We start from the raw sequence: 14,249 nt of genomic DNA on the forward strand, positions 1-14,249 counted from the left end.
TGCTAACGCATCGTCTACCCAAACAAACAGAGGCAAGATATTATGGTGGTGCAGCACAGACATTTTGTTTTCTCCTTTTTGTTTAGACACTAAAAGGGTAACAAATGTTTGGGCTGCTATTTAGTTTCGTGATTCAGGTTCGTAACAACTTTGACTTTTTAAGGATTTTAATTTATAGTATCGAAGTTTCGTAACCGTACGAGACCCTATGAGCATGAGGAGGAAAAATCATGTTCGGAGCGATAGATTACTCGTATCTCCCCTGGGAGAAGCTGTTGTTCGTCGGAGGACTGGTGGCCGCAACGGCTGCTGTCGCACTGGCGATCATCACCTACGGGTTCTGGAATCCGCGCGGACGCAGTGACGTCGCACGCGGTAACACCGCTTGGAACCTCAACGCCTTCGCGGTCGTGGTCGTCCTGGTGGCGATCATCGTCCCGGCCTGGAGTCGCAACGCCCGTGTCAACGGCCAGGAATTCAGGGCCGAAGCCCAGCTGCTCAAGGAGCACGCAGACCGCAACGGCTACGACGCCATCTACGTCGATGCCGTGAACGACGAGTTCACCGCCACCCTGAACAACTGCCGACTAGGCGGCTACTACGTCCAAGATGGCCACAAGTTCGTGACCTACGTCCTGGAGCGCGACTACCGGGCCGACGCCAACAGATTCCACTTCGAGGACGACAAGGACCTCATCCACTACGACGAGCGCTGCGAGCCAACCGACCCGCCGACCACCAGCGACACGGAGTCCTGACCCTCCCCTCATACCGGGCTGCCTCTTACCTAGATCGACCTTCACGGGTCCATCACCAACAGTAAGAAGCAGCCCGAATAGTCAGTGCTTTTGAGCCCTCAGCTCGAAACCAGTGATTATTCCCGGCCAGATGAGTAGTATTTGCAAAAAGTGCACTTTCTTGGTATAATAAGCTGTTCTTTCGGACCCAACCCTATTCGACCAGGAGGTCGACGCACATGCCCATCATTGGCTACCACCTCGACGGTAGTCAGCTGGCCATCCACATCTTCGGCATCGTCGTGGCCGTTGCCCTCGGCATCGCAGCGCTGGTGAGCTACCAACTCTGCATGCGCGATGCGCGACGCAACCCCGAGAAGGTGCTCGACCCCAGCTACAAGAACGAGCTCTCGCGATCCACCCGCCGCATTGCAGACCTGGGCATCTCGGCAGTGTTCTTTCTGCTGCTCTTCGGCCTATGTCTGCCCCTCAGTGGCCAGTCCAGTCGCAACCGCAACTCGCACGAGCGAGCCACCGTGGTGCAACACGCCGAGTTCTACGACTACACGGCTGTAGACATCCACCCCAACTCCGACGAGTTCACGGCGGTCATCGATGGCTGCGAGCTGCCTGCCAAGTACTGGCGTGACGGCGACCAAGTCATCGGCACCGAGCTGACCCTGGCCGACATGCAGGTCTACAGCGTGGACACCCCCGACCGCATGATCTTCGTCCGACCGGACGACGAAGTGATCCTCCACTACCCGGAGGTCATCTACTTCTGCCAGCTGCAGGACGTCGTCCTGAGGGTGCCCCCCGACTGAACCCCTACGGGCTGCCTCTAACTTTGACCCATTCCTCCGGGAGTGGTGTACACAAAGAATACGAGGCAGCCCAGCAATCAGTGCTTTTGAGCCAACCGCTCGAAATCAGTGATTACTTTTTCTTCAACAACTCTTTATACAGTTTTTCGTAGCGGTCTACGACGTTTGTATAGTCAAACTGTTGCACGTAGTCTTTTGCCCATGCTCGCCACAGCTTTGCCAGGCCTTCGTCGTATAACAGCAGCTGCAGCCGCCGGGCAAATTCGTCCGTATCGCGCGGGTTGACCAAAGACATCATGCCGCGGTCTTTCATAACCGACACATAGCCAGGGTTGTTGGCAGCCACCGCCACAGCACCGGTTGCCATAGCCTCTAGCAACACAATACCAAAGCTCTCACCGTAAATAGCCGGCGAACAAAACAGGTCAGTCTGGTGCAGCAGCTCCAGCTTTTTTTGCTCTGTCACAAAACCCAAAAATTCTACACGGGATATGTGGTGTTCTTTTATGTAAGACTCTAGCTTTTCACGGTCCGGTCCGGTGCCCGCAACAACCAGCCGCACCGTAGGGTCGTCCAGCTTGGCAAAAGCATCCAGCAAGTAGTTGACACCTTTGCGTTTTTCTAGACGGCCAATGTACAAGATCATTTTGCCATCCGCGGGCTCGGGCCGCGCCCGGTGCGGATGGTATTTGGCTAGGTCTATACCATTGGGAATAATCTCTACCGGCTGATGTGTCAAAGAGCGCACATACATGGCAGCTGCATCAGACACCGCCGTCAGGCTGTCTAGATCTTTCAGAATGGACTTGGTGTAGGGTGTGATCACTTTTTCGATGGTGCGCGTCACCACCGTGTCTGGCAGTTTGGCGTGAAAGGTAGCCACGTTGATACTGCGGCTCTTGCCCAGCACCTGCCTGGACAGCATAGGCACCCATGGCTCGTGGAAATGCAGGATATCAAAGTCGTGCTGGCGCAGAATGTCGTCGATCTCTTCTGGGTTGGTACTAGCGGACACCTGGGCCGTGGTATGAAAAGGGTATTTCAGGTCAGTACCGGTGCCAATAAACAAAGTGTCTACGTGGTCCTTGCCACATGGCTCGCGCGAGAGGGGAGTGATGATATAAGCCGTGTGGCCACGTTTCTTCAGCTCAGACTGCATAGCCAGCACCGACTCCTGGACACCACCTCCAGAGCAGATATTGTAAGGACACACGAGCCCGATTCTCATAATTCTAGGTATTATACCAAACCAAACGGCAAAAGCAGGCCATTAACAGGGGTAGGCATTCAAGACCTCAGAGCCTTGCGCAGGGCAGGCGGGATGATAGCTGCCGCCGCTTTTTTGTCTGCGATAACACTGGGGGCATGGTTGCTCATCTTGGACCGCATCATATAAAAGTCAGTGAATATGACCCGCATGTGTTGCTCGACCATATTGTTGTCAAAGTACCTGTCGGCGTCTACCGCCACATGCCAGACAGGCATATCGATCTGTTTTTGGCAGTTATCTATCTTTAGCATTTCTGTCAGGGTGCGCATGTGCGTGCGCACGTCGTTGGCGTGCCACAGAAATATCTCGAAATCCATGGTTTCGCGGAAATCGTCGCCCTGTAGCGATTCGAACTTTTCGCGGGCACCACCCGTACGAGCATACACCGCCTTCAGCACCATTGGGTGCAGGCAGACGTTTCTGAAAAACAGCGCCGGCAACCGGTGCGACAGAAAACGTGCGGTCGTGCGGCCAGTAGCTATACGCCAGCGGCTAATCTTGAAATCGTCGCGGTGCGAAAAGCCCACCACGCTCACCAGCATATCCACCCGCTTGGCCAGGTCAGGGTAGCGCTGCAACATGCGGGTAACCACCACAAACCCAAACGACAATCCAAAAATAGTCACCCGCCGGCGACGATACCGCAGTTTTATAAAAGTTGCCAGATAATCAGCCATGGTATCAATATCTGGCTTTTCACCAATCCTGTACAAACTCTCCATGCCACCAAAGCCAGGCAAGTCCGGCATAGTGATGGCACCGTACTGGTTGAGGTCTTGGATCAGCCCCCACCACCGCTCCAGGCTAGAGTGGTGGCCGTATATAAACAGCAGCTCGCGCGTTTTGTTTTTGGGTGCAGGCATACGCATCATGCGGCCCTGCATGCCATTGATGTTCATAGGTACGATAAAGTCAGCCGGATTTTTTGGGGGACGTGCCATGTCTAAAAAAACTTTACGGTACAAAGCGGCGTTTAGGCAAGTTAAATGTCCTATATCCACCCCTTATTGAAGAAAAGGTGACTATCTTGTAAAATTTACAGGTAATCATACACCGATGGGGCGTGGCCAAGTGTGAGAACAGCCCGTGGCTGTTCTCAAGGACCTTGACTGATTTGAAACTTGTTTCAAGTAAGTCAATGTCGGGGGCGCGGAACGTGCCAAAGCACTGGTTTTTGCAGACGCACACTTAACAAACTATGATTACACATGACAATGGGGCGTGGCCAAGTGGTAAGGCACCAGTTTTTGGTACTGGCATTCGCAGGTTCGAATCCTGCCGCCCCAGCCAAATTTTGCACAAAAGTCAATTTTATACTACATCTTTTAAACTCGGTTTCGATATGAGAAAACCCAAGCAAATACATGTTGAGCAGACTATCCAGGGCACTGTCGCAACCGCAGGAGCAATTCACCCTGCACTAGGTGGCATCGTAGGTGTTGCGGCAGCACTTTTTGGACCCGCCCTAGTACGGCGCATTGGTCGAGTTGAAGAAATTCTAAACGAAGTAAGGGCGGACCCCGAACTATTTACGGCGGATTTGCTTGCAAACGAGCAGTTCCAGGATGGAATGGTCCTTTTTATCGAAACATATATCCGTGAACGAAACGAGGAAAAACTACTAATAATGAGACGAGTCTTCAAGGGTTTCGCAAAAGCTCCCAGCTTGAATGAATTCCCTTTAGAAGAGATGACGGATTTAGTGAGCAGGCTACGTTTTGGCGATATAAGTCTATTTAAGCTGGCTTTAACCCAGGCAGAGCAACACAAAGAACTAAGGCCCCCAGAAAGAGAAAGGGGTTTCAAGCTAACTGAGCACCCCTTTAATGTAAGTAGACTGATTTATTTTGGATTGCTAATGGAAGACAGACTACAAAATGGGCCTCAAGTACGCGAATCTACCGACCCAGGCTTCCTATACGTTTTTATATCCCCCCTGGGTTGGCAGTTTGCGAAATACCTCACTAAAGATTTTAATCTACCGCAAATTCATACTATCAGCAAAGATCCATCATGACCTTGATAGTCGGGCTAAGAGGTATTGGCAAAAGTTACCTTGCTGCTGATTCGAGAGTCACTAATGTAGTTACAGGCAATTCTAAAGACGATGTCTCAAAGTGGACAGGCTTTGGCAAACAAGATGCATGCGTTGTTGCGGGAAATGCACTAATGGCCGCATTCGTATGCGAGGAGCTCCGCCAGCTCGCAGGGCCGGACCCAACTTACGAAAAAGTGAAGCAGGTATTTGATACTAAGCTAAAAAGTGTTGCCAAGCGTTTTAACACTACAACGGGAAACTACGCAAGCTGCGTCATCATGCTGGCAGGTTATAGAAGCTCCGAAAAAGATACGTTTGATGCTGCAAAAATTGGTGAAGTAATGGCCGCAGGCGTTAAGAGACGTGACGAGGGCATTACCGTCCATCAGTCGATTGATAAAGAGATCATCAAGGGCATGAGTTATACAATGACTATGGCAGAGATACTGGGCAAGCAAGTGGGCAAGGGCACACGTGTCACCGTAGGACTACCTCGTTCAGAACTCACAGCCTATGAGGTAAAAATACAAGGCGACGGCATAGAAGTTGTCACAACCGAAGCCGACACATTTGAAGCGTTAATTTACGGTGCAGATACTGCAGTCCGCAGGCTTGAACTTCCTATCGACAGAATTTCAGACATATTCTTTCGTGATGTAAGCAATCAGAAAGGAGAAACGATAATCCAAATTGATGGAATTCATTTCATAGCCTTTATTAATGGCACTATCAAAGAAAGAGGTTATAACAATGTGGGTGGCAATGTCATCCCGATACTTGTCACCCCAACCTCAGTTATGATCTCTTCGGGTACTGTCGGCCGTATAGATCTCAGAACCGGCAAACCAGAGGTATTGAACGAAGTAAAAGTAATTAGTGGAAAGATGCACTTCAAAGATAAAGTTGGCGACTTTAAACCGTACCGAACCCTCCAAGACATAAAAGAAAGTTCAGGGCTATCGTTAGACCATCAAATCTGATATTCCTCTTCATCCTCTGCGAGCAGTAAAAAAAGCTCTATGAGATCATCACCAATCTCCCGGATTTCTTCCATGTTGTAGATTGTATGATTTTGTTTTTCTAGAATCTTTTTGAGTTCTAGGTAGGATTCCTCAGGGATATTACTCATCGTTCGCCACCCCTATAAAAGGTTTGGAATAAGTTCACTATTCCCAGCCACGTTTATTAAGAGGAGAGTTCATGAGTTTTGAAATTATCGGAGGAAATTACAGTAACAATGGTAAAGACGGTGTTCATATCAGCGGCCAGTCAGGTGGACGTATTGAAGGTGTAATCGCCAGCAACAACAGGGGCAACGGTATAGGTATCGGAGCAGCAAAACCTACAACCATCGATGATGAAACCAGGAAGTTGGTAGAAGCGCTGGTAGAAGCGCTCGAGCAAAAAGATAAGTCAGAGATCAAAAAAGTTTTTGGTTACATAGCTGACAAGAGTGTTGATTTAGCAGTTGCAGTTGTTGCCGGTAAAATTATAGGGCCTGGAAACTAATTACCGCAGCCAAAGTAATGCTCTTTCACGCATGTCATTCTGATATAATGTAAGTATGAATTCGCCCATGAAAAAAAGAGAAAGAACAGTCAAACGAGCCATTGCTAATCAAAAGCTTGAAGGGCTGAAAGTATCCCGGGAGTCGCGCGCGATTGCCAAAAAGTATGTAACGGGCAAGGCTTCGGCTAAAGCTGCAGCATCTAAAATAAGGGCACGCTATGGGAGCCACTAGATGGGTCATGTCGACCCGTATTTCAATGAGACAATCGGAGACCTAAGAAATCTACTCGGCGCAAAATCCTCTAAAGAACTCCGAGAGCTTGAACCACAGATTGTTTTCGCTAACGAGTTAGAGATTGAAGCAATAGACGTTCCTCGAACCAATGACTTGGCTGAGCTACTACTCCTCCACAAACAGTTGTTCAAAGGTGTTTACGACTGGGCCGGAAAGATCAGAACCGTAGATATCAAGAAAGACGATGAGAGCGCAGAATACTTCTTGCCAGTCTCTAGGATAAATCATGCCGCTACCTTCGTTTTTACGGAACTTGTCAAAGAAGACTCCCTAAAAGGACTCGCACAGCCGCAGTTCACGCAGCGGCTTGCGTATTTCTATGACCAGCTCAACTACATTCATCCGTTTCGCGAGGGCAATGGCCGTGCACAACGCACATTCTGGAACAGGGTAGCAAAAGACGCAGGGTACGAAATAGCCTGGGATCTAGTGGTGGGCGATGAAAATGACGAAGCGTCCCGGCTGGGGGCAGAAGATATGGACTTAGGCGGCCTAGAGAAAATGTTCAAAAGAATTGTGCGCCTTCTTTCTTAAATACAGAAGTAGCAAATTCGAATCCTGCCGCCCCAGCCATACAAAGAGTCCAGTAGGTCTGAGCTTTTGTATTCACATACTGTTTGATATCAATCGTGTGATCGATTAGCGAATATGCTATGATTACAGACTTAAAGGGATATAAAAACATGTCTTTAGAAGCTCCAGCACCAGCAGAAGCTCCAGGCTTTGATGGGCCTAATGAGCCACTGGGATTCGGCACAGTAGCCGACGAAGTTGAGGCGTTTCTTGAAAGCTTTCTTGAAAAAGAGGCTTTACTTACAAGCCAGGTTAATACAACCGAGCCACTCGCAGAGTATCTTGCCAGACAATCTCCTGAATCATTCATAGGGGATCTGCCTACACGACCTATTATAGACGCTGACCCGACTGCCAGTCCGACACCATCTATGACTCCAGATCCCAACGGCAGCAGTTATGCCGACTCTTGGAGCAATGACGCAGATTAAGCAAAATGGCTAAAAAGTGCATCTTATTCGCAGCTGACTCGCTGGACCCAAACTGCAAGCTAGTAGCCAACGCCCTTAAAAGGCGTACCCCGGACTACAAGATAGTGACATTTGAAGCAGACAAGGTGGCAGACGGAAGCACACCTTTGCATATTTCTGTAGGAGAGGATGGCATTTTGCGTGTCAAATATAACGGCACTGCTCTTAAGCTAGATCAAGTTAGGGCAGCTTGGTATCGGCGTCCGCGTGGGTATGAATATTGGCTGGTAAAGTATCGTGATTCACTCGAACGCAACCAGCGCCTTATCCAAAATTCATTGTGGCAAGAGATTCCAGAAGAGAGATGGCTAAACTCCTACCAACGAATCGCTACAGCAGAACATAAGCTATCCCAGCTAAAAGTGGCCAAGCAGGTGGGATTTGTTATTCCTAAAACTATTATAGCCAACCACTGGACTGCTATAGAGGATGAGCTGCCTGAATCAGTCGTCTTTAAACTACCCATATGCCAATTAGAAAATAGCCGTGCCCGGCAAGTGATAGCTACCACACCGTATAAAAATCCGCAGTCGCTACCAAAGAAAAGCAATCCCTTTCCCGGACTCTGGCAGCAACATCTGACCAAAGCACGCGAATGGAGAGTGATAGTGGTGGGAGATCACCTGTTTGCGGGAGCAATCTACACAGCAGATAAGGCAAAAGACGATTGGCGTTGGCATATGCTAAAAGCCGATGATTCAGTAAGATTTGAAAAATCACACTTTCCCAAAACTCTACAGAGGGCATGTTTTAATTATCTGAAACATTTTAATTTAAGGTACGGCGCATTTGATTTTGTAGAAGATCATGACGGCACAGTTACCTTTCTGGAATGCAACCCCAACGGGCAGTACGGCGAGTTAGAGAATTTTCTAGGTTTTCGCATTACAGAGGCGGTTGCAGACGAACTTATAAGAATAGCCGAGGAGTCTTAGAGTAAGAGGCCCATCCTGATATTCTCGGCTGGCACGCTCTTCATTTGAAGCTGTCTCTTCTTGTGGTCGGTGTAGCTGCGAACCCGGCTACAACGCCAGCAGAAACCGAGCCAGTTTGGCTCAGTTTCTGCTGGAGTGTTAGTGTTCCTAGATTATTACATCATCTAAAATTACCACGCATCATTGCATATGCGCCAGATAATGGGGCTATCATTGCAAATCGCATCGATTGCTTGCCAGGTGCAATACCCGGTAATACCATCTGGGGTGAGTCCCACCCAGGTTTGGATAACAGGTGAGAGGACGTTCGAATTTGAGTATCTTTTTTTGATTTGTATTTCGTATCTGCTGCACGGGTTCAAATCTTTTATGCCTGCAAGCTGGCGATGCAAAGCGCATGAAGATCTTTGACAGCCCCAACCCTACGTCGCCGTTACTAGACCAGCATCGGCGAATTGCCCTATGATAATTTGTGCTTGTTCTGGCTCTACAATGGGACGTTTCCTGGTTTGCGTGTGAGGTTGGCCCGCCATAAGAAATAACGATTGCTGGCTCTCGTCCCTGACATCCTCTGACCAGATGTCGGTATAGATAACCCTGTGAGTTAGAAGGGCTTTAGGTAGTAGCTTTATTTTCGGCAACTCTAAAAAATTCCTTGGAATAGGCCGAAAAACAGAGTCATAAAGTCATTTTAAATCCCGTAGACTGATACGCGACCGATGGATATACTATGCGGGCGAAGTCACCATGACGACGCATCCGCAGACATGTGCTGCATGGCGCGTGTCGCTCAGAAGAGGAGACTGTTTTGTCAACACTTCGAAGAGGAGCCGCAGCAATCGCGGTCCTGCTGGTGGCGCTGGTGGGCGTGAGCGTGCTCACGGCTGGTACCGCTGGGGCATCACCCCCGCGATACTCCGGCATCTACGCCGGCCCTGGGGGGTACCCCAAGACGGGGTACTACGACACCCAGGCCGGCGTGACGGCAACGTGCCAGGTGCAGGACAGCGGTGGCGACACCACGTACCTGCGGATCACGTGGGCGGGTATTACCGGCTACGCCGCCGAGACCCCGTTCGATGGGGTCACCTGGAGCTCGAGCACGCCGCTGTGCACACCGCCGTCGGCGACCTGTGTCGCTTCGGGGTTTCAGAACTCCATTGTGCAGTACCACAACTCGTCCGGGGGGCAGAACACCTCCTGGTACGTCGGTGAGGACTGCCTCCGGCGGTGGATCCAGAACATCGACGTGTTCTGGTGTCTACGGTTCCAGGGCATTCCCGACCATGGCGAGCAGAGCGCTGCCACACTGGACTCGCTTCCGGACCTCAACGGGGTCTGGGCGAAGTGCGTGGCGTAGTCGCATGTAGCAGGTGACCTTCGTGGTCGCCGCCTGGGCGGGTCCTGGCCACAAGCCGTAGCCAGGACCCGCCGGGCATTTGGTGGTTTGTTCTTCGGGCTTCTCCGAACCACCACCACACAACGCCTCAGAGAAGCCCGCATTCTACTTTTTGCCTAAACCCACCCCGAGAATTATGCAATCATACAGATTGATATAGGCATCAAGGCACTTTAAAAAGTTTGGAATAAGTTACATGTCTCCAGCCAAGCATAAACACATAAGGACTTCTCAAATTGAGTCTTTTTGTTTTGATATACTGGGTTTATGAGCTTGACGCATGTAGACCTACAAGAAATACGCAAAATTGTTGAAGAAACAGTTAATCCAATTAAGGGCGAGCTAAGTGCTCTTGGAAACGATATCAAAGAAATATACGACATGCTCGCCGAACCCAAATAATGAAAGCCTTCAAAGATTAAGTCTTGAGAAAAAAGATACTAAAGTTTCATGCAGAGTTAGTTGAAGCAGCCAAACAAGCTGGGGTTACTCTACCCAGCCACTAGCACCTGGAGCTCGAAACCTCTCGTCCCATTGTCCAGTCTGGTCTAAAATACCCTAGAGCATGAGTAAACTCAGCATTATTGCAGACACTACTAAGCCTATTAAGCGGGTGAGACGCTTGATCGGCGGAAAACATTACTGGGTTCATTACTATAGTGATGAGAACTTTCAGAAGGCAGGCTATAGCTTGTTCGGCTACACCTACAAACGGGAGATATATGTTCGCCTTCATCTCCCACCTAAGGTCGAAGCCCACATACTCATTCATGAGGCATACCATGCCAGAGACAAAAGAACTTGGCTCGGCAATGTGGGCAAGGAACTGCGCGCAAGCGCCTATGCGACTATCCATAACCCTACCGGATTTTTGGCAACGCTCATTCACAGCCTGAACAAACAACGCATCAGAACATACTGGCGACTTTATATAACCCATAACTAAATTTGTAAAAGTCTGGGGACTAGGGAGCAAATCCCCAGCCAAACTTATTTCAATTTATTGATCCAGCCATGCCTACCTCCACTATATAGACATAACTGATTAACCGAATCTCATCACAAACAATTCGGTCCAATAAAGTAAGGGCGCGTGCATGTATTCATATCTAGCACACCGAGATACAGACGTGTTATCCCTATCTGTTCTGAAGCTCGGTCTTTAGGATTCATGTCACTATGATATAAGAGAATCCATCAAAGCAGTATGAAGATATCCTTATCCCAGGCAGCCATGCTTCAAAAATCGGGCACTCTGCCAAGACACAACTACAAGGAATGTCCAGACTAGGCCAGGAGTCCGCGGGGCGCTACAATGACCCGGTAATAGTAAGGGCAAGTCAGTGCCAGGGCTTCGCAGCCCGGCGCTAGAAGTGCCTTATCCCCTTTAAGGGGGCGTTTTTAATAATCATTTCCGGACCCCGGGAGTATTGTAGCTGTAGCCGAAAAATCAGGCGGATTGGCGCATAGTGCAAGACTCGAGCAAAACCATAACAAAAGGAAGTTTCTGACATGAAAATATCTCGCCAAGATGCGTGGGATAAGGTACGCGAGTGGCTTGCTAGATATTTGCCAGCCGAAATAACTGGTACTATCACGGCCCTTGGCGGCTTTTGGATAGCCTACCAGACTACTGGTTCTCTGGCCGTGGCAGCTGTTTGTGGCACCATTGGCGAAAACGTTGGATATTATGGGGTTATTTCATTACGAGAGGTGCTGCGGTATTGGCAGAGTCATCATCATCACGCGCGTTTGAAGCGTCTATGGCTGACCGGCGTGCACACTATCCGGGACATGCTGGTCGAATTTGGCACAGCCGAGATTTTAGATAGCTTTGTTGTTCGCCCCGGCCTGTTCTATTTATTGCCCACAACATTTAGTAACCACAAGGCCGTGGCGCTTATTGCAGCCAAGCTGGTTGCCGACCTGGTGTTTTATACCTTTGCCATTATTGGGTATGAGGTCCGCAAAAAGTTCCTCCCCAGAAAATAAATCACCAGAAAGAGTCTAAGCCATGACCGATACCTTTAGCCCGCAAGCCATCAAGTCCCATGACTACCCCACACCCTTTCTAATGCTAGACCTAGACAGGGTAGAGAAAGCCTACCGTGTTTTTGCGGATCTGCTACCGGATGTGGACATTCACTATGCCGTCAAATGCAATCCTGACGCCCGTATTCTCCGACGCCTTCATACATTGGGGTGCAAGTTCGAGATTGCTTCCTACAACGAACTCGAGCGGCTTATAGCCGAAGGTGTGGTGCCGGCTGATGTCCTGTTTAGCAACCCAGTTAAGGTGCCGTCGCATATCGATCGGGCGCATGACAGAGGGCTGCACCGCTTCAGCTTTGACAGTCAGGCCGAACTAGATAAGATTACCCAGCAAGCACCGGGCGCTGCGGTATTCGTGCGGATTCAGACTGTGGCAGCCGATAGTCTGGTGCCTTGCGAAGGCAAGTTTGGAATAGGCAACTCCGAGGCGCTACGACTCATGAAATATGCTAAGCGTGTTGGCCTCAAGCCTTACGGCATCGCCTTCCACGTAGGGTCGCTCATGCACAAAGCCAACGCCTGGGATGCGGCCATTGCCAATGCAAGCGATCTCATGCGGCAACTACAAAAGATAGGGATTACAATCGAAATGCTGGACCTAGGCGGTGGTTTCCCGGCTAACTACGGCGTCAAAGTGCCTAGCATGAAGACATTTGCACGCAATATCAAAGCCGCGCTGGCTCAGCACGTACCTTACGACGTCCAAATCGTTATCGAGCCAGGCCGTGGTATGGTAGGCGACGCTGGGGTAATGGTCGCGACCGTCATTGGCGTAGCGACACGTTGTGACAAGCGGTGGATCCACCTAGACGTGGGCGCCTTTAACGGCATGATGGAAGCCCTAGAGACACAAAACACTCTGATATTTCCGCTGAGCGACTCCAGAAACAGCCCCAATAAGAGTCTGTGCCATCTGACCGGGCCAACTTGCGACAGCCAGGATACGATACTGCTTGATATTGAACTGTCAGACAACTTACGCATAGGCGACAGGGTTTTTATCCATACCGCTGGCGCTTACACTACCAGCTATGCTTCTACCTTTAATGACTTTTCGCTGCCTGATGTCTATTGCATCAACGAATAGTGGTCAATGCCATACCCTTACTGCTCGACCTTAGTATCGCCCCCGTCAGCGTCAGCTTGATCGCTTTTATCGCGTACTTCTTCAAGTCGATTGCCGGCCTTGTCTTTTATGTTTTCTACTTTATTGCCGGCGTTCTGTACCGTTTCTTTGGCGTCTGCGCCCATGTCTTTTGCTTTTCGCTTCATTTCATCTAAGTCTGCCACTGAGTTCTCCTTGTTTACCCATACAGCCTAAAGACATTCCTAAGAACTTGCCGCTAAAAAACATGCAGTAGCAGATTCACGTCAAGGATCATTAATACCTTACTCTAAGGAATAGGAGGCGAAATAAGACAAGCACTGTGAGTAAAATTGTACCGGCTACAACGATGAATCGGTCTAGCTTTTCGCTGTCAACGTACTTACTTAATCCATATAGTACGAGCCCCAGAAATCCCCCGGCAGTATTCATGATTATATCTGTTGTGTCTGTTGTTCCGATTGCTACTATAAATTGCGTCAGCTCAGCAGCAAAACTAAAAAAGTATATATAAGAAAGCTTTTCCCAAAAGTTAGTTTGTTTCAGGTTGACGCCCAACAGCAGGCCAAAGGGAATAAAAACGACTAAATTATAGAGCATCTCGCTCAAATTACCCGACGAGTAAGTTGCAAATGGAATCAAGTTAAGACTTCTGGCTTGGTGGTCCAGTATTGCAGCAAAATCCAACGAAAACTTGAATAAAACTAACCACAGCAGGATTAGTAGGTATACGGCTAATAGTGTTTTAGATACTGTCTTCACTTATGGTGCGTCTGATTCTTTAGGGCAGTTTAGCCTTGTTAGCTTAAATGGAGCTGAGAAGGCTAAATTCATAGTGTCACCCTTTGTCAGTTTGTTCGTCCTTATTCCTCACGCTTAAAATACATGAGTGAAATCCAAGAGTAGCGGCCTTTTTTCGGTCATAGAGAAATACTACCGGATCAAGATGGAGTACTTTGACGATATGGGCGATGAATCGCCAAGTTGTCGTTTGACCTGTTACCCATACAGCCCAGCATCCTACCACGATGGGAAGAGCACA

Annotated in this window: 19 protein-coding genes and 1 tRNA gene; 15 read left to right on the forward strand and 5 right to left on the reverse strand. The window is 49.2% G+C overall.

Translation table 11 applies throughout. The features are described 5' to 3' along the window. Window positions 1-230: 230 nt before the first annotated feature. Both VK694_05830 and VK694_05835 read left to right on the forward strand, forming a co-directional pair. Complete coding sequence (locus VK694_05830) at window positions 231-758, forward strand: hypothetical protein (GenBank protein HTE58236.1); 528 nt, start codon at window positions 231-233, stop codon at window positions 756-758. Window positions 759-976: 218 nt separating this feature from the next. Further along, complete coding sequence (locus VK694_05835; GenBank protein HTE58237.1) at window positions 977-1,561, forward strand: hypothetical protein; 585 nt, start codon at window positions 977-979, stop codon at window positions 1,559-1,561. 112 nt (window positions 1,562-1,673) lie between these two features. On the opposite strand, the gene VK694_05840 is transcribed toward VK694_05835, so the two are convergent. Continuing rightward, a complete protein-coding gene (locus tag VK694_05840; GenBank protein ID HTE58238.1) occupies window positions 1,674-2,789 on the reverse strand; it encodes a glycosyltransferase family 4 protein in 1,116 nt (371 codons plus the stop codon). Between the two features lie 59 nt (window positions 2,790-2,848). Next, window positions 2,849-3,772 (reverse strand): alpha/beta hydrolase, encoded by a 924-nt coding sequence (locus VK694_05845; GenBank protein HTE58239.1) that lies wholly within the window; start codon window positions 3,770-3,772, stop codon window positions 2,849-2,851. A 274-nt stretch (window positions 3,773-4,046) separates the two neighbouring features. Between VK694_05845 and VK694_05850 the strand changes: the two genes are divergently transcribed. The 3 genes from VK694_05850 to VK694_05860 all read left to right on the forward strand — a co-directional run bounded on the left by VK694_05850 (window position 4,047) and on the right by VK694_05860 (window position 5,849). Next, window positions 4,047-4,121: transfer RNA gene (locus VK694_05850), tRNA-Gln, on the forward strand. Window positions 4,122-4,173: 52 nt separating this feature from the next. After that, window positions 4,174-4,848, forward strand: a complete 675-nt coding sequence (locus VK694_05855) for a hypothetical protein (protein ID HTE58240.1) — start codon at window positions 4,174-4,176, stop codon at window positions 4,846-4,848. After that, window positions 4,845-5,849, forward strand: a complete 1,005-nt coding sequence (locus tag VK694_05860; GenBank protein HTE58241.1) for a hypothetical protein — start codon at window positions 4,845-4,847, stop codon at window positions 5,847-5,849. The genes VK694_05855 and VK694_05860 overlap by 4 nt, the downstream gene beginning before the upstream one ends. Here the strand turns inward: VK694_05860 and VK694_05865 are convergent. Then, complete coding sequence (locus tag VK694_05865; GenBank protein ID HTE58242.1) at window positions 5,840-5,998, reverse strand: hypothetical protein; 159 nt, start codon at window positions 5,996-5,998, stop codon at window positions 5,840-5,842. The genes VK694_05860 and VK694_05865 overlap by 10 nt on opposite strands. A 71-nt stretch (window positions 5,999-6,069) precedes the next feature. On the opposite strand from VK694_05865, the gene VK694_05870 reads away from it, so the two are divergent. From VK694_05870 to VK694_05915, 10 genes are all read left to right on the forward strand, one after another. Beyond that, window positions 6,070-6,378 (forward strand): hypothetical protein, encoded by a 309-nt coding sequence (locus VK694_05870; GenBank protein HTE58243.1) that lies wholly within the window; start codon window positions 6,070-6,072, stop codon window positions 6,376-6,378. Window positions 6,379-6,445: 67 nt separating this feature from the next. Next, window positions 6,446-6,610, forward strand: a complete 165-nt coding sequence (locus tag VK694_05875; protein ID HTE58244.1) for a hypothetical protein — start codon at window positions 6,446-6,448, stop codon at window positions 6,608-6,610. Then, complete coding sequence (locus VK694_05880) at window positions 6,611-7,207, forward strand: Fic family protein (protein ID HTE58245.1); 597 nt, start codon at window positions 6,611-6,613, stop codon at window positions 7,205-7,207. Between the two features lie 149 nt (window positions 7,208-7,356). Beyond that, entirely contained in the window at window positions 7,357-7,677 is a 321-nt protein-coding gene (locus VK694_05885) for a hypothetical protein (GenBank protein ID HTE58246.1), read from the forward strand. Between the two features lie 104 nt (window positions 7,678-7,781). Then, complete coding sequence (locus VK694_05890) at window positions 7,782-8,651, forward strand: hypothetical protein (GenBank protein ID HTE58247.1); 870 nt, start codon at window positions 7,782-7,784, stop codon at window positions 8,649-8,651. Between the two features lie 808 nt (window positions 8,652-9,459). Further along, the gene (locus VK694_05895; GenBank protein ID HTE58248.1) at window positions 9,460-10,011 is read left to right on the forward strand and encodes a hypothetical protein; all 552 of its coding nucleotides are present in this window, start codon (window positions 9,460-9,462) and stop codon (window positions 10,009-10,011) included. A gap of 306 nt (window positions 10,012-10,317) precedes the next feature. Then, entirely contained in the window at window positions 10,318-10,452 is a 135-nt protein-coding gene (locus VK694_05900) for a hypothetical protein (protein HTE58249.1), read from the forward strand. A 163-nt stretch (window positions 10,453-10,615) separates the two neighbouring features. Next, on the forward strand, window positions 10,616-10,996 hold the full coding sequence (locus VK694_05905) for a hypothetical protein (protein HTE58250.1): 381 nt from the start codon (window positions 10,616-10,618) through the stop codon (window positions 10,994-10,996). 566 nt (window positions 10,997-11,562) lie between these two features. Continuing rightward, entirely contained in the window at window positions 11,563-12,042 is a 480-nt protein-coding gene (locus tag VK694_05910; GenBank protein ID HTE58251.1) for a hypothetical protein, read from the forward strand. Window positions 12,043-12,064: 22 nt separating this feature from the next. Next, complete coding sequence (locus VK694_05915) at window positions 12,065-13,189, forward strand: type III PLP-dependent enzyme (GenBank protein HTE58252.1); 1,125 nt, start codon at window positions 12,065-12,067, stop codon at window positions 13,187-13,189. Between the two features lie 17 nt (window positions 13,190-13,206). On the opposite strand, the gene VK694_05920 is transcribed toward VK694_05915, so the two are convergent. Together VK694_05920 and VK694_05925 are read right to left on the reverse strand one after the other, a co-directional pair. Further along, complete coding sequence (locus tag VK694_05920; GenBank protein HTE58253.1) at window positions 13,207-13,374, reverse strand: hypothetical protein; 168 nt, start codon at window positions 13,372-13,374, stop codon at window positions 13,207-13,209. Window positions 13,375-13,483: 109 nt separating this feature from the next. Continuing rightward, a complete protein-coding gene (locus VK694_05925; protein ID HTE58254.1) occupies window positions 13,484-13,969 on the reverse strand; it encodes a VanZ family protein in 486 nt (161 codons plus the stop codon). Window positions 13,970-14,249: the final 280 nt, after the last annotated feature.

Source organism: Verrucomicrobiia bacterium, assembly GCA_035489575.1.
Classification (GTDB): domain Bacteria; phylum Patescibacteriota; class Saccharimonadia; order Saccharimonadales; family JAGQNK01; genus DATHJY01.